Annotated in this window: 12 protein-coding genes and 1 pseudogene; 10 read left to right on the top strand and 3 right to left on the bottom strand. The window is 61.4% G+C overall.

Annotated features, from left to right (window positions below):
- Positions 1-211: 211 nt before the first annotated feature.
- Complete coding sequence (locus ACNA0J_RS25280) at positions 212-1,873, bottom strand: L-lactate permease (RefSeq protein WP_415821665.1); 1,662 nt, start codon at positions 1,871-1,873, stop codon at positions 212-214.
- Between the two features lie 243 nt (positions 1,874-2,116).
- Here ACNA0J_RS25280 and ACNA0J_RS25285 point away from each other — a divergent pair, with 243 nt between their 5' ends.
- Positions 2,117-2,965 carry an inositol monophosphatase family protein gene (locus tag ACNA0J_RS25285; protein WP_415821666.1) on the top strand — a complete coding sequence of 283 codons (849 nt, stop codon included), beginning with the start codon at positions 2,117-2,119 and terminating at the stop codon, positions 2,963-2,965.
- Between the two features lie 206 nt (positions 2,966-3,171).
- Here the strand turns inward: ACNA0J_RS25285 and ACNA0J_RS25290 are convergent, their stop codons facing one another.
- Positions 3,172-4,056: an NAD-dependent protein deacetylase gene (locus ACNA0J_RS25290; RefSeq protein ID WP_415821667.1), complete on the bottom strand. Its 885-nt coding sequence runs from the start codon at positions 4,054-4,056 to the stop codon at positions 3,172-3,174.
- 14 nt (positions 4,057-4,070) lie between these two features.
- Positions 4,071-5,018 (bottom strand): serine O-acetyltransferase EpsC, encoded by a 948-nt coding sequence (gene epsC / locus ACNA0J_RS25295; RefSeq protein WP_415821668.1) that lies wholly within the window; start codon positions 5,016-5,018, stop codon positions 4,071-4,073.
- Between the two features lie 303 nt (positions 5,019-5,321).
- On the opposite strand from epsC, the gene ACNA0J_RS25300 reads away from it, so the two are divergent.
- The 9 genes and pseudogenes from ACNA0J_RS25300 (at position 5,322) to ACNA0J_RS25340 (ending at position 18,499) form a co-directional block, all read left to right on the top strand.
- Positions 5,322-6,080: a TetR/AcrR family transcriptional regulator gene (locus tag ACNA0J_RS25300; protein WP_415821669.1), complete on the top strand. Its 759-nt coding sequence runs from the start codon at positions 5,322-5,324 to the stop codon at positions 6,078-6,080.
- Positions 6,081-6,166: 86 nt separating this feature from the next.
- Positions 6,167-8,515, top strand: a complete 2,349-nt coding sequence (locus ACNA0J_RS25305) for an acyl-CoA dehydrogenase (RefSeq protein ID WP_415821670.1) — start codon at positions 6,167-6,169, stop codon at positions 8,513-8,515.
- Between the two features lie 24 nt (positions 8,516-8,539).
- The gene (locus ACNA0J_RS25310) at positions 8,540-9,826 is read left to right on the top strand and encodes an acetyl-CoA C-acetyltransferase (RefSeq protein ID WP_415821671.1); all 1,287 of its coding nucleotides are present in this window, start codon (positions 8,540-8,542) and stop codon (positions 9,824-9,826) included.
- Positions 9,823-11,784, top strand: coding sequence for a 3-hydroxyacyl-CoA dehydrogenase NAD-binding domain-containing protein (locus tag ACNA0J_RS25315; protein ID WP_415821672.1), 1,962 nt, complete (start codon positions 9,823-9,825; stop codon positions 11,782-11,784). Before ACNA0J_RS25310 ends, ACNA0J_RS25315 begins: the two co-directional genes overlap by 4 nt.
- A 62-nt stretch (positions 11,785-11,846) precedes the next feature.
- On the top strand, positions 11,847-13,139 hold the full coding sequence (locus ACNA0J_RS25320; RefSeq protein WP_415821673.1) for an OmpP1/FadL family transporter: 1,293 nt from the start codon (positions 11,847-11,849) through the stop codon (positions 13,137-13,139).
- Positions 13,140-13,203: 64 nt separating this feature from the next.
- Positions 13,204-15,237 (top strand): 3-hydroxyacyl-CoA dehydrogenase/enoyl-CoA hydratase family protein (locus ACNA0J_RS25325; protein ID WP_415821674.1); only part of this gene is annotated, 2,034 nt, incomplete at its 3' end.
- A 1-nt stretch (position 15,238) separates the two neighbouring features.
- Positions 15,239-15,597 (top strand): annotated as a pseudogene (locus ACNA0J_RS25330) (3-hydroxyacyl-CoA dehydrogenase); the annotation flags it as partial.
- A gap of 19 nt (positions 15,598-15,616) precedes the next feature.
- Entirely contained in the window at positions 15,617-16,813 is a 1,197-nt protein-coding gene (locus ACNA0J_RS25335; RefSeq protein WP_415821675.1) for an acetyl-CoA C-acyltransferase, read from the top strand.
- A gap of 18 nt (positions 16,814-16,831) precedes the next feature.
- Entirely contained in the window at positions 16,832-18,499 is a 1,668-nt protein-coding gene (locus ACNA0J_RS25340; RefSeq protein WP_415821676.1) for an AMP-binding protein, read from the top strand.
- The last annotated feature ends 84 nt before the right edge of the window (positions 18,500-18,583 follow it).

Consider the following 18,583-nt stretch of genomic DNA (forward strand, 5'->3'; position numbering starts at 1 on the left):
CCTCAAAGCCGAGTGGAGCGGATGCTGAAGGTAGGCCCGTAGGGGCCGGACGAAGCGAGCGAACACGGTGTCCGGCCCCCGCGGGCCGGACCGGCTTTGTGAAGCCCTCACGGCCCGATTGCCTCGGCTCGACGTCCAATAAGCACGCCCCCCTCACACCATCGAAACCCTGACGACATGAGAGAAGCAAGACTATTCAATAGTCGACCATTTATTGCACCACCATAGCCGAAAATGGCCACACGTAGGCCTGCAACGTCACATACAACCCGACCAGGCACGCCAACGCAATCGAGTGGAAAAACACATAGCGCAAGATATCGCCTTCGTGATGGAACCAACGTGTAGCCGTCGACGCAACCACGATCGATTGGGCATCGATCATCTTGCCCATCACCCCGCCCGAGCTGTTGGCCGCGCCCATCAGGTTAGCCGACAACCCCAACTGCTCGGCGGCGACTTTTTGCATACCGCCAAAGAGCACGTTCGACGCCGTATCGGACCCCGTCAATGCGACGCCCAACCATCCCATCAAGGTCCCGAAGAAGGGATACAACACACCCGTATTGGCAAAGGCCAGACCCAGAGTGGTGTCGGTGCCGGAATAACGCGTCAGCGTGCCCAACGCCAGCATCAGCACAATGGTCAGCAGCGAGTACTTCACCAGCCATATCGTTTTAAAGAACGTGCGCACAATCGCGATCGGGTTGTATTTCATGACGAAAGCGCTGACCACAGCCGCCAGCAAAATCGCCGTCCCCGTCGCGGACAACAGGTTCAACGAATACACCGCAGTCTCGGCATGCGGCGCCGGCACGACCGGGGGAACTTTGAAAATCAGGTTATGCAGGCCGGGCATCGGAAAGGCCGGTGCAAAGAGACCATTGAGCCAGGCCTTTACCGGAGGCAAGCCCCACAGGAAAACAAAAACAGACAGAATGACCCACGGCGTCCACGCGGCAATCAGTTGCTCGCGGCTATGACTCACCACCGCCTGCATAGGTTTGGCTTCTGCAGCACTGATGTCTTTGCCTCGCAACGACGCCGAGGTCCAGATGTTTTTGGGCCGCCATACGCGCAGGAATGCTACCAGGGTCGCCATCGATACCAGCGCCGCGATGATGTCCACCAGCTCAGGGCCCATGAAGTTCGAGACCAGGAACTGCGGCACCGCGAACGAAACCCCGGTCACGAGAATCGCGGGCCAGATTTCCCACATGCCCTTGCGCCCCGCAAAAGCCCAGATCAGCCAGAACGGCACCAACAAGGAAAAGAACGGCAATTGCCGCCCAATCATGGCAGTGACTTGCTCCAGATCGTAGCCGTGCACCTTGGCCAGCGTGATCACGGGCGTACCCAGCGCGCCGAATGCCACCGGCGCCGTATTCGCGATCAACGACAGCCCCGAGGCCGCCAGCGGCGAAAAACCCAAGCCGATCAAGATGGCTGCAGTCACGGCCACCGGCGTACCGAACCCTGCCGCCCCTTCAAAAAAGGCCCCAAAGCTAAAGGCAATCAGCAGCAATTGAATGCGGCGGTCCTCAGTAATGCCCGAGAGCGAGTCCTGCAAGACCTTGAAACTGCCGTTCTGCTCGGTCAGTTGGTGCAGGAAAATAATGTTGAGCACAATCCAGCCGATGGGCAGCAGACCGGTAAAGCCCCCGAACACCGCCGCACGCCCCGCCATCTCGGCCGGCATGCCGTAGGCAAAGATCGCGACGAGCAAGGCCGTGATGAGCCCCATGCCCGCGGCGATGTGCGCCTTGATATGAAAAACCCCGAGCGCCGCCAGCATCACCACCACGGGTAACGCTGCCAGTAGTGTGGAAATAAACATATTTCCAAAGGGGTCATAGATCTGCTGCCAAGTCATGCTGTCGTCTCCGGTTCAACCTAGTAAGTCGTAAGCGCCCCCACGGGAACGCACGTTTGTTGTTCAGATAACTGCCAATCACAGGTCTAGCCAGCGCATGTAACCAGCGAGTTCCTGACAGTTGCATGAACGTAAGTTCCCGGTAAGAAAGCCATCTAAGCTGACTAAGAAATCTATCTGCTCGGCGTAAACACCCTGCCCTGCAAACGTGCTAGATTTGTGCACCGTTCCCTAGAGCCTCGCATGACTCGCACCTTTACCCGAGAAGACACCCGCCGCATTGCGGCTATCCTGGCCGAAGCCGCACAGGTCGAAGTGATGCCGCGTTTTCGCCGGCTCACCGCCGACGCCGTGCACACCAAGAGCTCGCCGCGCGATCTGGTCACCGATGCCGACGAGGCGGCGGAACGCTTTATCACTACCAAGCTCGCCAAGCTCTATCCCGGCGCGATCATGGTGGGCGAAGAAGCCTCGGCTCGTAATCCTGCCTTGCTGAATATGCTGGTCGATGCGGACCTGGCTTTTTTGATCGATCCGATCGACGGCACACGCAATTTCGTGGCGGGTCTGCCGTTGTTTGGCATGATGGTGGCCGTGTGCCATCGCGGCGACGTATTGGCGGGCGTCATATACGACCCGGTCGCGCATGATTGGGCCATGGCGGTACGGGGCGAAGGCGCCTGGTCCGAGGCGGCCGATGGCACACAGACGCCACTGAAAGTGGCACAGCCGGCGCCGCCTCACGACATGGACGGCATGATTTCCACGGGGTTTCTGCCTGAGCCGCTGCGCAGCACCGTCAATGGAAACCTGGGCACGCTGGGCTCGACTGCGTCGCTACGCTGTGCCGCCCATGAATATCGTCTGGCGGCCAGCGGGCACTGCCACGTCATGCTCTACAACAAGCTCGATCCTTGGGATCACGCGGCGGGTTGGTTATTGCATCGTGAGGCTGGCGGATTCTCTGCGCACTTTGATACGAGCCCGTACAAACCGACGCATCGCACGGGTGGTCTGCTTTATGCGCCGGATGTCGGCAGTTGGCATGCGACGCGTCGCGCGTTGATGGGCGAGGATTTTCCTCCGATGTAGAGACGGCGCGCGTCGTTGCGGCACGCAGCCATCGCCCGGCCCTGGAGACATACCGCCATTACCCTCTGGAGACTTATCCCCAGATTTTGTGGACAACCCTATGGACAGCCTGGGGTCTTTGGCAAAAAATCCAACGGGGCCAAGCACTTAGAAATTTCGTTCAGGACTGATCAGCGCCATCGCTGCACACGGCCATCCGGTACCTGTCAGGCAGCCGGGTCAGCCGCATCAGGACCCACCGCATCAGCCCCCACGGCAGCCCCCGTCAACGGGGAAAAAGGCCCATATAACGCGTCCAGGGTTTCCGCACAGGAGGCCGACACCTTCAAGGTGAATAACTCGTCGGCCCGTGTGCGCCCCAGATTCAACGCAGCGATCGGCAGTCCGGCCTCAGAGGCGGCTCGCACGTAGCGATAGCCCGAGTGCACCATCAATGACGATCCGACCACCAGCACCGCATCCGCATGCTCTAGCGCAGTACGTGCCTGCACCCCGCGTTCCGGCGGAATGCTTTCACCGAAAAACACCACATCGGGTTTGACGATACCGCCACAGCGAGGACAGGCCGGCACGGTAAAACTGGCGAAATCCACACCCTCCAGATCCGCATCGCCATCGGGCGCATCGGCGGCATCCAGTTCGGCCCAATCCGGATTCCGAGCATTCAACTCGGCTTGCCAGGCAGCGCGTGGACCCCTCCAATCGCAACGCATGCAGCGCACCTCGTCCAGACGGCCGTGCAAATCGAGCACACTACGGCTGCCGGCCGCCTGATGCAAACCATCGACGTTCTGCGTCACCAACAGGCGTATGTGGCCTCGCGTTTCGAGCAATGCGAGTGCGCGATGCGCTGCATTGGGCTGCACATGGCCAAAACGGCGCCATCCTACGGTGCTGCGCGCCCAATAACGCGCCCGCGCGGCATCGCTGCCCATGAAGGCCTGAAAATCGATCGGCGGGCTGCGTTTCCATTGGCCATCGGCATCGCGATAATCCGGAATACCTGAACCCGTGCTGCAGCCTGCGCCCGTCAGCACAAACAGGTGTCTGTGCCCATCGATGAACTCACCCAGCGCATGGAAGTCTGGCATGTTGCGGTGATGCCTTATAAGCTGTCCAGCCCGCAATTAGGCATGTTATTGACCAGGCTGGCCTGCGTCACGTTGCTCTCGGCCGGCACGCTGCGCGTGAGCCAGACGTTCCCGCCGATGACCGAACCGCGGCCGATCGTCACGCGCCCCAGGATCGTCGCGCCGGAATAGATCACCACGTCGTCCTCGATAATCGGGTGACGCGGCAGGCCTTTTTTGAGTTCGCCATTTTCGCCAGGCGGAAAACGCTTCGCACCCAAGGTCACCATCTGATAGAGCCGTACACGGTCGCCAATGATTGCCGTCTCGCCGATCACGACGCCTGTGCCGTGGTCGATAAAAAAGCTCTTGCCGATGGTGGCGCCCGGATGGATATCGATCCCCGTATCGGCATGCGCGATCTCGGCCACAATGCGGGCCAGCATCGGTACGCCCAGCTTGTAGAGCACACTGGCCAGGCGATGATGAATCATCGCGGACACACCGGGATAGCACAGCAGCACCTCGTCGACGCTATGTGCAGCGGGGTCGCCTTGATAGGCTGCTGTCACGTCCAGATCCAATGCGCGCCGCACCTGCGGTAACGCGGCGCCAAACTGCCGTACGATCTGCACTGCGCGGGCATGCAAGGTATCGTCTGATTCCGCCTCGCCCGCGTTGCGGCCCATGTGGTGCAGCTCCAGGCAGACCTGATGCAACAATGCGTCCAACGCCGCGCCGATGGTATGCCCGACGTAAAAGTCCTCGACCTCGGCGCGCAGATCGATGGGGCCTAGCCGCATCGGAAACAACGCTCCGCACAATTGCCGAATGATCGTGCGCAGGCTTTCCTGCGAGGGGAACTCGCGATCGCCCGAATCCTCGCGCAGGCGCCCGCGCGGGCCGCGCCAGTCGACACGGGCCGCTCGCAGCCCGGAAACGATATGGTCCAGATTCCAGTGAGCTTGAGACGAATCGTTCATGACAACAGTCCTGCGGCTACCACAGCCGGCGTGCATTCAAACATGAAAACCTCTGAGAAAAGCCTGCGCCGCGCATTCTGCAGCGCAATATTCATGAACTGTAACCGCTAGCGCGGATTTTGCCTCTCGCGACCCGTCTCACAATGGGGTTTTGGCGCCACATTGCGCGAGCATGCGTTTCGGTTCATGCGGCAAAAACCCTGCATCGCCCCACCTTGATGCGCCTACGGGTTAATGCTGACTCGATTAGAAACCTATCTACCTTTATATTTCATTCAAACGAACGTTTGAATGAAATTCATCATGAACAAGCCGAGTACCGACGCAGCAGGAAACACCGGGTCTGCTCAGGCCGAGTCAAGTTCAACGGCGAACGGGCCTGACGACACTCAGTCCCTGGGGCAGTCGACTCGCGACATCATCCTGGACACCGCAGAACGGCTCTTTGCACAGCAAGGGCACGATGGCACCTCGATGCGGCAGATCACAAGCGAGGCTGGCGTCAATCTGGCTGCCGTGAACTACCACTTCGGCTCCAAAGAATCACTGGTACAGGCCGTGCTGAAGCGCCGGTTGGCCGTGCTCAACCAGGAACGTCTGCGCCTGCTGGACGAGCTGGAGGGTCAGGCAGAAGGACGGCCGCTCAAGCCTTCGCACATCGTGGATGCGTTCTTCGGCACCCTGCTGCGGCTGGCATCGCGCCCCGAACACGTAGGCAAGAATTTCCTGCCGCTGCTCGAACGCACCATGACGGATCCCACCGGCTTTATCCGCGCCATCGTGGCCGAGGAATATGCCAGTGTCATGGAACGCTATCAGAACGCTTTTTTCAAAGCGCTGCCCGATGTGCCTCGCACCGAGATTATCTGGCGCTTTCAATTCATGCTGGGCGCCACCTCGTACGCCATCGTCGGCACCGACGTCTTGAGGCTGGCCATGGGCTGGTCCCTGGAAGACAGCGATCCGACGCACGATCCCGAGCGCACCTTACAACGGCTGATGAGCTTTTTATTGGGCGGTTTGCGCGCGCCGTTGCCGCCAGCGTCACCGGCCACGTCCTGACAACGCGAACCGAACATTCGCCCGTATGCAGCGGTCAAGACTCGCAACGGGCACAGGCAATAACAACAATGACGGAGACACCAGAGATGAATGGACTATTTGCGATTGGCTGCATCTTGATAGCCCTGATCGTCATCGTAGTGGCCGTGCCACCGATCCGGCGCACACTGTTGTCGCGCCCCTTGTTTCAGGCGTACCGCAAAGTCCTGCCGCCCATGTCCGACACAGAACGCGATGCGCTGGAGGCGGGCACGGTCTGGTGGGAAGGCGAACTGTTTCGCGGACGGCCCGATTGGCAGCGATTGCTCGATCTGCCCAAGCCGGTGTTGACTGCGGACGAACAACAATTTCTGGACAATCAGGCCGAACACGCTTGTCGCATGGTGGATGACTGGCAGGTCACGCAAAAACAATACGACCTGTCTGCCGAGACCTGGGACTATCTCAAGCACAATGGCTTTCTGGGCATGATCATCCCGCGCGAATACGGCGGCCTGGGTTTTTCCGCCTACGCGCATTCGCAGATCATCACCAAACTGTCGACGCGCTCTTCTGCGCTGGCCGTATCGGTCATGGTGCCCAACTCGCTGGGACCGGCCGAATTACTCCTGCATTACGGGACTGAAGCCCAGAAAAATCACTACCTGCCGCGCTTGGCGCGCGGCGACGAAGTCCCCGCATTCGCGCTGACGAGCCCCTGGGCCGGCTCCGATGCCGCCGCGATTCCTGATTCCGGCATCGTCTGCAAAGGCATGTGGCAAGGCGAGGAAGTGCTGGGCATGCGCGTGACCTGGGACAAACGCTATATCACGCTCGCCCCGGTATGCACGTTGTTGGGATTGGCATTCCGGCTCTATGACCCGGATGGATTGCTGGGCGGCCCCGCTGATGTCGGCATCACCTGCGCACTCGTTCCGCACGATCATCCCGGCGTCGAGACGGGACGGCGTCATTTCCCGTTGAATGCCATGTTCATGAATGGCCCCACGCGTGGCACCGATGTATTCATGCCGCTGGATTTCATCATCGGCGGCCCTGCGAGAGCGGGCCAAGGCTGGCGGATGCTGATGGAATGCCTGGCCGCGGGCCGATCGATCTCGTTGCCAGCCTCGAATACGGGGATGTCACAGCTCACAGCACGCACTGTCGGCGCCTATGCGCGAGTACGCAGCCAATTCCGTACGCCGGTCGGCCGCTTTGAGGGCGTAGAAGAAGCCTTGGCGCGTATTGGCGGGCATACCTATTTGATGGATGCAGCGCGAGTGATGACTGCCGGCGCCATCGATCTCGGCGAAAAGCCCTCGGTAGTTTCCGCCATCGTGAAATACCACATCACAGAACGCGCACGCCAAGTCGTCAACGATGGCATGGACGTGATCGGTGGCAAAGGCATCTGCCTGGGGCCTTCCAATTTTCTGGGACGGGCTTATCAGCAGGTCCCTGTAGGCATCACCGTAGAAGGCGCAAACATCCTGACACGCAGCCTGATTATCTTTGGCCAAGGCGCGATCCGTTGCCATCCCTATGTCCTGACAGAAATGCAGGCCGCGGGAAACAGCGATACCCGAGAGGGCTTGAAAGCCTTTGATCGTGCATTCTGGCGTCACGTCCGATTTGTGATGGGTAACGGTTTACGCGCAATGGGTCACGCCTTGACCGGAGCACGCCTGGCACACGCGCCGGCCTCGGCAGCGCCTGAGATGCACCGCTATTACCGCCAGCTAACGCGCTACGCCTGCAGCTTTGCACTGCTTGCCGACGTGTCGATGGCGCTGCTGGGCGGCAGCCTCAAACGTCGCGAGCGCCTGTCGGCACGGTTGGGCGATATCCTGTCGCAGATGTATTTGGCCTCTGCCGTACTCAAGCGATTCGAAGATGAGGGACGGCAATCGGCAGACGCGCCGCTGGCCCATTGGGCGCTGCAGGATGCGCTGCAACGTTTACAGGCTGCATTTGTCGGCGTACTGGACAACCTGCCACAACGTTCGGTAGGCTGGATGCTACGCCGACTGGTGTTTCCCTGGGGACTCATGCAGCACACACCATCCGACGAGTTAAGCCAACATGTTGCCCGCCTGTTGACTGAGCCTGGCACCACACGAGAACGATTGACCGCCAACTGCCATGTGCCGGACACCGAGCACGAGCCTGTCGGTGCCTTGGAACAAGCCCTCGTTGCCACGCTGAATGCAGAGGCTGCCGACGCGCGCCTGCGCGCCTATGAAAAAACCGGCGCGCTGACAGGTGATCCGCGCGCCAACGTCCGCGATCTGGCCGAGGCAGCGCACGCCCGGGGTGGATTGGACCAGCGTGATTATGAATGCATCAAGCGCCGAGATACGTTGCGCGATCAAGTCATCCGGGTCGACGATTTTCCGTTCGACTTCGGTATGACGGGCGCCATGCAGCCAGGCGCTCAACGTAAAGCCGCCTAGGACACATACGCGAAGGAAAACCTTATGCCACACGCCCCTATCTATGTCGTGGACGGTGCGCGCACTCCTTTCCTGAAGGCGCGCAACGCGCCGGGCCCGTTTTCCGCCGCGGATCTGGCGGTACAGGCCGGACGCGCGCTGTTGCTGCGGCAACCCTTCACCCCTGAGGACTTGGACGAAGTCATCGTAGGTTGTGCAGCGCCGTCGGCAGATGAGGTCAACATCGGCCGCGTCATTGCACTGCGGCTGGGCTGCGGCCATCGCGTGCCCGGCTGGACCGTCATGCGCAACTGCGCCTCCGGCATGCAGGCGCTCGACAGCGCCATCGCAAACATTCATACCGGCCGTTCCTCTCTGGTCCTGGCCGGCGGTGTCGATGCGCTGTCACGTGCGCCTTTGCTTGTCTCCGACGAGATGACGCGCTGGCTCGCTCGCTGGAACTCGGCACGCGGCGTGGGCAATCGTTTCGCCGCACTACGCGGGTTTCCCTGGCGCAGCATCGCCCCGGTGATCGGCTTGGTCAAAGGACTCACCGATCCCGTGGTGGGGCTATCCATGGGACAGACTGCAGAAAACCTTGCCACACGCTTTGGTATCAGCCGCCACGCGATGGATGAGTATGCAGCACGCAGCCATACACGCGCCCTGGCAGCTAGAGCGGCCGCCGCTCACGAGATCGCGCCGCTGATCGATGCCCGCGGCACGCTCTATCCCATCGATGACGGCGTACGGGATGATTCCACCATCGAGCGGCTGGGCAAACTGCGTCCGGTATTCGACAAGCCCTGGGGCAACATCACTGCGGGCAATAGCTCGCAGGTCACCGACGGCGCGGCATTGCTGCTATTGGCCTCCGAGGACGCGGTCAAACGCTGGAACCTGCAACCGCTGGGACGTATCGTCGATTCGCAATGGGCAGGCCTGGATCCTGCGCAAATGGGGCTGGGGCCGGTACACGCGGCCACCTCGATCCTGCAGCGGCATCACCTGGGCCTGAACGACCTGGACCTGTGGGAAATCAACGAGGCCTTTGCCGCGCAAGTGCTGGCGTGCCTCGCGGCCTGGAACGATACCGTCTATTGCCGGGAGGAGCTTGGCACTGAACCCTGGGGTGTGCTGGACCAGGCACGCTTGAACATCGAAGGCGGCGCCATTGCGCTCGGCCATCCCGTCGGCGCCTCGGGCGCACGTATTGTGCTGCATCTGCTGCAACTGCTGCGTGCACGTGGCTTGCAACGCGGCATGGCAGCGATCTGCATCGGTGGCGGACAAGGCGGCGCCATGCTGCTGGAAACGGAGGCTGCACAATGACGTCCACGACAGAGCTCTCGCCATCGCAATGGCGGCACTGGCGCCTGGAGCGCGAAGCCGATGGCTTGGCATGGTTGACGATTGACCGCGCCGATAGCGCCGTCAACGCCTTGTCAGCCGAGGTCATGACTGAGCTTGCCCAGGTGTTGGACACCTTGCAGTCCACCCCGCCTGCAGGCCTCATCATTCGTTCAGGAAAAGCTGCAGGCTTTATCGCCGGCGCGGACGTGGAAGAATTCGCCGGGCTCGCCACGCCGCAACAAGCACACGCGCTGGTGGAACGAGGCTGGCATTTGTTCAACCGCTTGGCCAGCGTGCCCTATCCCACCCTTGCCTTGATCCAGGGGCATTGCCTGGGCGGCGGCCTGGAGCTGGCGCTCGCGTGCCGCTATCGGTTGGCAGTGGAGGTGCCGGGCACCTCGCTCGCGCTGCCGGAAGTCATGCTGGGTATTTTTCCCGGTTGGGGCGGCATGCGCCGGTTGCCCGCACTGATCGGCCCCGTCGCCGCACTGGACATGATGTTGACGGGGCGCCCGGCCGATGCGCGCAAGGCCGCCACGCTGGGCCTGGTCGACGCACGCGTGCCGCCGAGGCTATCGGACACGGCTGCGCGCCGCCAGGTGCTGTCCGGCAAACCGGCTCGTCGAGCGCGCGGCATCGCCGCGTGGTTGAACCATGCGCCATTCAAATCGCTGGTGGCCAAACGCGTCCTGAAGCAAGTCAACGCCAAAGACCCTCTGGGCCACTATCCTGCCGCCCCTGCCATCGTCACCCTATGGTCGCAATACGACGGCAATGCCCTCGCCGCACCACAGGTCATCGACCGCATCCTGACCTCTGATACGGCGCGCAATCTGCTGCGTGTTTTCCGTTTGCAAGAACGCCTGAAATCCTGCGGCAAGGCGCGCGATGGGGTTTCACCTGTACAGCACGTACACGTCGTCGGTGCCGGCACCATGGGCGGCGACATCGCGGCGTGGTGCGCACTGAAAGGCATGACCGTCACGCTGCAGGACCAGGACGCCGCACGCATCGCGCCGGCTATCGGCCGAGCCGCGGCACTCTACGCACGCAAACTCAAAGATCCCTATGCTGCGCGAGCGGCCGCCGATCGCCTGATCCCGGACCCTGCGGGCGACGGTGTCGCTCGCGCCGACCTGGTGATCGAAGCCATCACGGAACAGATCGAGGCCAAACAAGCCCTGTACCGTGCGATCGAATCCCGCCTCAAACCCGATGCGATCCTGGCCACGAACACGTCCAGTCTGTCGCTGGGCACCTTGCGTGCCGGGCTGACCCAGCCGCATCGGCTGATCGGCGTCCACTTTTTCAATCCTGTCGCGCAAATGCCATTGGTTGAGGTCGTCCAGGCAGGCCCCGACGAACAAGGGATACAAGCTCGTGCCTGCGCATTTGTCGGCCAGCTCGGCAAGCTGCCCCTGCCCGTCAGCGATGCGCCTGGATTTCTGGTCAATGCAGTGCTGGCGCCATATATGTTGGCCGCCATGCGACAGGTCGATGATGGCGTTTCGCCTGAAACCGTCGATCGCGCCATGACAGACTTTGGCATGCCCATGGGACCGCTGGAATTAGCCGACACGGTGGGCCTGGATATTGCCCTGGCGGCCGGCCAGCAACTCACACAACAGGCCGAGCCGCCGCGCTGCCTCGCCGATCGCATCGCCCGCGGGGATCTGGGCCGTAAAAGCGGCCAGGGTTTTTACACCTGGCACGACGGCAAAGCCCGCAAGCGTGAACCAGGGACCTCGCCCGCGGGCCTGGCAGAACAATTAATCGCCCCCCTTATCGAACGCACGCAACAGCAGGTCGATCAACGCGTCGTCGCCGACGCCGACCTGGCTGATGCGGGCGTGATTTTTGGCACAGGCTTTGCCCCGTTCACGGGCGGGCCGCTGCACTACCGGAACAACAAGCTGCATAAAACAAGTACGACATAAAAAACGCCAACGCACAGGCCCATGCAACACCCATGTTCACGCCTGACGAGAGGAGACACACTATGCATAAAAAATCGTTGGCCTTGGCTACTTTGTCCGTTGCTATCACGGCGATCGGCAGTGCCAGTAACGTACACGCCGCCGGCTTCCAGTTGTTGGAGCAAAATGCCAGCGGCCTCGGCAACGCCTACGCCGGCTCGGCCGCCATCGCGGAAAACGCCAGCACCATTTATTACAATCCCGCCGGGATGACCTATCTGCCCGGCTTCAATATTTCCGCCGGCGTAAACGCCATACAACCGTCTTTCAAGTTTCGCGACAACGGCAATAGCCGCAATCCCACCGCGCTAGGCGGCGGTGCACCCATGGGAGGCAATGGCGGCGATGCGGGCAACCTCGGGGTCGTGCCCAATGCCTATTTCTCGTGGCAGCTGAACGAAAAATGGTTTGTCGGCCTGGGCGTCGGTGCACCGTTTGGATTGATGACCGAATACAACGACGATTGGGTCGGCCAGTATCACTCCAATAAATTCGACATCAAGACCATCAACATCAACCCGTCGATTGCCTACAAGGTCAATGACCAATTTTCGATGGGCTTCGGCGTGAACTGGCAACACATCGACGCGCAATACAAAAAGAAAGTGGTGGTTCCAGTGACGCCTGCTGGCCCTTTTCTGCCTGGCGATGCCGATTTGAATCTGGACGGCGATGCCTGGGGCTGGAACATCGGCTTCATGCTGCAACCCACCGAGGACACCCGCATCGGGCTATCTTACCGGTCTAAGATTCGCCACAACGCCAAAGGCGACACCAAGATCGACGGCTTTGCGCCAGGGCAATCCTTGTCCTACGACGCCAGCACCAGGGTCGACCTGCCCGACTCGTTGATCTTGAGCGCCGTGCATCAATTGAATGAACGGTGGGAATTGCTGGCCGATATTTCCTGGACCGGCTGGAGCAGCCTGCCCCAACTGAAGATCAAAAACGACGGCGGACCGACCGACACGCTGCCGCTGGATTTCCGCGACACCTGGCGCGTCGCGCTGGGCGCCAATTATCAGCTTGCACCGAAATGGAAATGGCGCTTTGGTGTCGCCTGGGATCAGTCCCCCGTGCACAACCCGAGCGATCGCCCCACGTCGCTGCCCGACACGGATCGCTGGTGGTTCTCAACCGGAGTACAGTATGCAGTGAGCAAAGACACGCAAATCGACGTCGGCTATACCTATCTGTACCTGCGTGATGCCGACATCGATACCACCTCGGGCAATGCGCTGACCAAGGGCCGCGTCGCGGGCGACTATCGCAGCAAAGGGAACATCCTGGGGATCCAGGTGTCCACCCGGTTCTGATCGTCATCATGTTGTCCCGTTCGCTATCAGGCAGCGCCTGGCGCTGCCCAAACAGGAGACCGCTTTGAGCAGCAAGTTCATTGTCAAACACGCCGCCGTACTGGGAGCGGGTGTCATGGGCGCACAAATCGCCGCCCATCTCGCCAACGCCGGCGTTCCCGTTACCTTGTTCGACCTGACCGCCAAAGACGGCGATCGCAATGCCATCGCGAACAAAGCCCTGGCAGGCCTGAAAAAACTCGAGCCCGCGCCGCTTGCGAGCCCGTCGCGCCTCGCGTTGATCACGCCCGCGAACTACGATGACCACCTCGATCAGCTCCCTCACTGCGATCTGGTCATCGAAGCCATTGCGGAACGCATGGACTGGAAAACGGCGCTGTACGAGCGTATCGCCCCGCATGTCTCTCCCGACGCAATCCTGGCCTCGAACACATCCGGCTTGTCTATCGGCGAATTGGCCGACGCCCTGCCTGAAAATCTGCGCGCCCGATTCTGCGGCGTGCATTTTTTCAATCCACCGCGCTACATGCGTCTGGTCGAAATCATCGCCACCCGCCACACACAAGGCGAGGTCGTCGATCATCTGGAAAGCTGGTTGACCAGTCAGTTGGGCAAAGGCGTCATCCGCGCGCTGGATACGCCCAACTTCATCGCCAATCGCATCGGCGTGTTTTCGATTTTGGCCGCGCTGCACCACACCGAACGGCTCGGCCTGGGCTTTGACGAGGTCGATGCCTTGACCGGCCCCAAGATCGGCCGCCCCAAGAGTGCCACCTATCGAACCGCCGACGTCGTGGGCCTGGACACGCTCGCCCACGTCGTGGCCACCATGCGCGACAAGCTGCCATCGGATCCCTGGCATCCGCATTTTCAATTGCCTGCGTGGCTCAATGCCCTCATCGAGCGCGGCGCGTTGGGCCAGAAAAGCGGCATCGGCGTCTATCGCAAAGTCGGCAAAGAGATCCAGGTACTGGATCCCGCGGCGGGCGACTATCGCCCCTCGGCGGGTGTCATTGCCGACGAAGTCGATGCGATCCTGAAACAACGCGATCCGGCGCAACGCTTTGCAGCATTGCGCGCGAGCAAACATCCTCAGGCGCAATTCCTGTGGAGCCTGTTCCGCGACATTTTTCACTACAGCGCCACCCAGCTCGAACATATCGCCGATAACGCTCGTGATCTCGATCTGGCAATGCGTTGGGGATTCGGCTGGGCGCAAGGGCCCTTTGACACCTGGCAAGCGGCCGGTTGGCGCGGCATTGCCGATGCCATCGCAGCTGATATCGCCGCCGGTGCGGCGATGAGCACGGCTCCTCTACCGGACTGGGTACAAGAAAACGGCCGCGAAGGTGTACACAACGCGCAGGGCTCCTATTCCGCGCGCGACGGCAAACAACAACCCCGCTCCGCGCTGCCCGTCTATGCACGCCAGTTGTTCCCCGAGCGTCTGGTTGGCGAAGCCTCCGTCACACGAGGCACCACGCTTTGGGAAAACGCAGGGGTGCGTCTATGGCATCTGCCCGAATTGGACCCAGGCGTCGGCATCCTGTCATTCACCTCGAAAATGCACGCCATCGGTGACGAAGTCCTCGACGGCGTGCTGCATGCGGTGGCGCATAGCGAACAGCAATTGGAGGCGTTGGTCGTCTGGCATGATGCTCCGTTTGCCGTGGGCGCGAATCTGTCGCAAGTCGTGCAGGCATGCGTCGCCGGTCAATTCGACATGTTGGAGGCTACCGTAGAAAAATTCCAGCGCGCCTCGCTATCGTTGCGTTATGCACGTGTGCCGACCGTCGCGGCGGTACAGGGAATGGCGCTGGGAGGCGGCTGCGAATTTCTCATGCATTGCAGCCATCGGGTCCTGGCGTTGGAAAGCTATATCGGCCTGGTAGAGGCCGGTGTGGGCCTGGTGCCGGCAGGAGGCGGCAGTAAAGCCCTCGCCGCACGCGCCGCTGCATTGGCCGCGATGACGGCAACGCCCGCCGAGGTGTTTCCGTATCTGCAGCCGGTATTCCAGAACATTGCCACCGCACAAGTCTCAAAGAGCGCACTGCAGGCCATCGACATGGGCTATGCGCAAGCGCACGACCAGGTCGTGNTTCATCCCGACGAATTGCTGTGGGTCGCGATCAAGCAAGCACGCGCCGCCGCTGATGCCGGCCACACCCCGCCCCTGCCCGTGACCAACATTCCCGTTGCTGGCCGCACCGGTATCGCGAACTTTGAAATGGTGCTGGTCAACATGCGCGAAGGGGGCATGATCAGCGCCCATGATTACCAGGTTGCCCGCAGTGCCGCTGTCGCCCTGTGCGGCGGCGAAGTCGAAGCCGGCACACGCGTGAACGAAGACTGGCTGCTGGCCGTCGAACGCCGCGAATTCGTGGCCTTGTTGCGTACCAAGGAAACGCAAGCACGTATCCAGCACACACTGGAAACCGGCAAGCCGCTGCGCAACTGACACCCGACAAGGATTCCCGATGAGCAAACAAATTCAAGACGCCTATATCGTCGCCGCCACCCGCCTGCCCGTGGGCAAGCGCAATGGCCTTTATGCTACGACCCGCCCCGACGATATGCTGGCGGCCGCCCTGCGCGCCGCGCTGGCCCAGGTCCCTGCTTTAGATCCCGCCCGCGTCGAAGACGTCATCGCGGGCTGCGCCATGCCCGAAGCCGAACAAGGTATGAACGTCGCCCGCATGAGCCTGCTGCTCGCCGGTCTGCCGGACAATGTACCGGGCGTTACGGTCAATCGTTTTTGCGCCTCTGGCTTACAGGCCGTTGCCGATGCTGCCGCGCGAATCCGGTTGGGCATGGCCGACGTCATGATTGCCGCCGGCACCGAATCGATGAGCGCCATGCCGCAAATCATGGGAAATAAAGTCGCCATCAATCCCGAGATTTTTGCGCACGATGAAAACCTGGGCATGGCCTACGGCATGGGCCTGACTGGAGAAAAAGTCGCCGCCCAATGGAAGATCTCGCGCGAGGACCAGGATGCCTTTGCCTTGGCCTCTCATCAAAAAGCCTGCGCCGCGATCGCCGCAGGACACTTCGACGACGAGATCACGCCCTATCAGACCGTCACGCACCTGCCCGGCGAGGCAGGGACCGTACGTACGGTTGAGAAACTGGCGGAACACGACGAAGGCCCACGCCCAGACACCAACGCCGAGGCGCTCGCCAAACTGCGTCCCGTGTTTGCCGCGCGCGGCTCCGTGACCGCAGGCAACAGCTCGCAGATGTCCGATGGCGCCGCCGCCGTCGTGCTCGTGTCCGAGCGTATTCTGCGTGAACTCAATCTCGCTCCTCTGGCGCGCGTGGTGGGTTTCTCGGTCGCGGGAGTTCCCCCCGAAATCATGGGCATCGGCCCCAAAATGGCCATTCCCAAAGCCCTCGCACAAACCGGCATCGCACAACAGGATCTGGACTGGATCGAACTCAACGAGGCGTTCGCCGCGCAATCATTGGCCGTCATGCGCGACCTGCAGTTGGACCCAACCAAGGTCAATCCGCTGGGCGGCGCGATTGCGTTGGGCCACCCCTTGGGCGCGACAGGTGCGATCCGCACCGCCACCGTCGTGCACGGCCTGCGGCGCACCGGCGGCAAATACGGCATGGTCACGATGTGTGTTGGCACCGGTATGGGTGCAGCCGGTATATTCGAGGCACTGTAGCTCGCATCGACTCGACATATGGAACGCATCTGGCTCGATCATTACCCGCCCGGCGTCCCTGCCGACATTGACACTGCGCCCTACGAATCGCTGCTGACGATACTCGACGATAGTTGTCGGCGTTTTGCCGGCAACCCTGCGTACACGAGTCTTGGCACCACGATCACCTACGCCGAGTTCGATCGTCTGTCGCGCGATTTTGCCGCATGGCTGCAATCACGCGGTCTGCGCCAAGGCGACCGTGTCGCGCTGATGCTGCCCAATCTGCTGCAATATCCCATCTGCCTGTTCGGGGCATTGCGTGCAGGCTGCGTCGTCGTGAACTGCAATCCGCTCTATACCGCCCATGAGCTGGCACACCAATTGGGCGATGCCGGCGCGCAGGCCATCATCATCGCCGAGAACTTTGCCCATACCCTGCAAAAGGCATTGCCGCATACCGCCCTGCGCCACATCGTCGTCACCTCCATAGGCGAATTGCTGGGCCCCATCAAAGGCCGCGTGGTCGATCTGGCCGTGCGCCACATCAAACGCAAAGTTCCGGCATGGTCACTGCCCGGCACCGTGCGCCTGCGTACCGCACTGGCTGCCGGGCGTGGCCTGTCGCTGCGCCCACCCACTCTGACGCGCGCCGACCCTGCGTTTCTGCAATACACGGGCGGCACCACCGGTGTCGCCAAGGCCGCCGTGCTCAGCCACGGCAACATGCTGGCCAATCTGTGTCAGGCCCATGCGTGGATACGCGGACATCTGCGCGAGGGCGAGGAATGCATCGTCACTGCCCTGCCGCTTTATCACGTGTTCGCCCTCACAGCCAATTGCCTGACCTTCATCAAACTGGGCGCACGCAACCTGCTGATTCCCGACCCACGCGATCTGCCTGCCTTCATCAAGGCCCTGCGCAAAACACCCTTTAGTGCGCTCACCGGCGTCAATACCCTGTTTTGCGCATTGCTGAATCATCCCGACTTTGCCAAGCTGGATTTTTCCCGGCTGCGCATCACACTCGGCGGCGGCATGGCCATCCAACGCGCAGTAGCCCAACGCTGGCGCGAGGTGACCGGCGTCTCGCTATGCCAAGCCTACGGTCTCACGGAGACCTCGCCCGCGGTCACCTTGAATCCCCTGGATGTCAGCACCTTTACCGGCTCCATCGGCCTGCCGGTCCCCTCTACCGAGATATCCATCCGCGACGATGACGGCCGTGAACTGCCGCCAGGCGAAACCGGCGAACTCTGCGTACGCGGCCCGCAAGTCATGTCGGGCTACTGGAAACAACCCGCCGAAACTGCCCTGGTCTTTCATCCCGATGGTTTTCTGCGCACAGGAGACATGGGCTATGTCGATGAACGCGGCTACGTCTATCTGGTCGATCGTAAGAAAGATCTGATCCTGGTATCAGGCTTTAACGTCTATCCCAACGAAGTCGAAGACGCCGCCGCCCTGCACCCCGGCGTACGCGAGGTCGCCGCCATCGGCGTACCCGACGAGCGCTCGGGCGAAGCGGTCAAACTGTTCGTCATCCGCCGCGACCCTTCACTGGATGCCGCCACCCTGATCGCTCACTGCCGCCAGCACCTGACCGGCTACAAGGTCCCTCGCCACGTCGAATTCCGCGATGAGTTGCCGCGCAGCGCCGTCGGGAAAATCTTGCGCCGCGAACTGAAACCCGGCTCTCGCTCGTAAAAACCACTCATCTGACATACCGAGGTCAGCCCATCTCTGCAGTTTCCCAAAGCCCCACTATAATTCGATAAAATTAATACAAAT

This window comes from Bordetella tumbae, assembly GCF_965139195.1.
Classification (GTDB): Bacteria; Pseudomonadota; Gammaproteobacteria; order Burkholderiales; family Burkholderiaceae_B; genus Bordetella_A; species Bordetella_A tumbae.

Excerpts from the sequence above, each read along its gene's own strand:
- ACNA0J_RS25285 (WP_415821666.1), top strand. The coding sequence starts at position 2,117 with ATGACTCGCACCTTTACCCGAGAAGACACCCGCCGCATTGCGGCTATC.
- ACNA0J_RS25340 (WP_415821676.1), top strand. The coding sequence starts at position 16,832 with ATGGAACGCATCTGGCTCGATCATTACCCGCCCGGCGTCCCTGCCGAC.
- ACNA0J_RS25310 (WP_415821671.1), top strand. The coding sequence starts at position 8,540 with ATGCCACACGCCCCTATCTATGTCGTGGACGGTGCGCGCACTCCTTTC.
- ACNA0J_RS25320 (WP_415821673.1), top strand. The coding sequence starts at position 11,847 with ATGCATAAAAAATCGTTGGCCTTGGCTACTTTGTCCGTTGCTATCACG.
- ACNA0J_RS25280 (WP_415821665.1), bottom strand. The coding sequence starts at position 1,873 with ATGACTTGGCAGCAGATCTATGACCCCTTTGGAAATATGTTTATTTCC.
- ACNA0J_RS25300 (WP_415821669.1), top strand. The coding sequence starts at position 5,322 with ATGAACAAGCCGAGTACCGACGCAGCAGGAAACACCGGGTCTGCTCAG.
- ACNA0J_RS25305 (WP_415821670.1), top strand. The coding sequence starts at position 6,167 with ATGAATGGACTATTTGCGATTGGCTGCATCTTGATAGCCCTGATCGTC.
- ACNA0J_RS25290 (WP_415821667.1), bottom strand. The coding sequence starts at position 4,056 with ATGCCAGACTTCCATGCGCTGGGTGAGTTCATCGATGGGCACAGACAC.
- ACNA0J_RS25315 (WP_415821672.1), top strand. The coding sequence starts at position 9,823 with ATGACGTCCACGACAGAGCTCTCGCCATCGCAATGGCGGCACTGGCGC.
- epsC (WP_415821668.1), bottom strand. The coding sequence starts at position 5,018 with ATGAACGATTCGTCTCAAGCTCACTGGAATCTGGACCATATCGTTTCC.
- ACNA0J_RS25335 (WP_415821675.1), top strand. The coding sequence starts at position 15,617 with ATGAGCAAACAAATTCAAGACGCCTATATCGTCGCCGCCACCCGCCTG.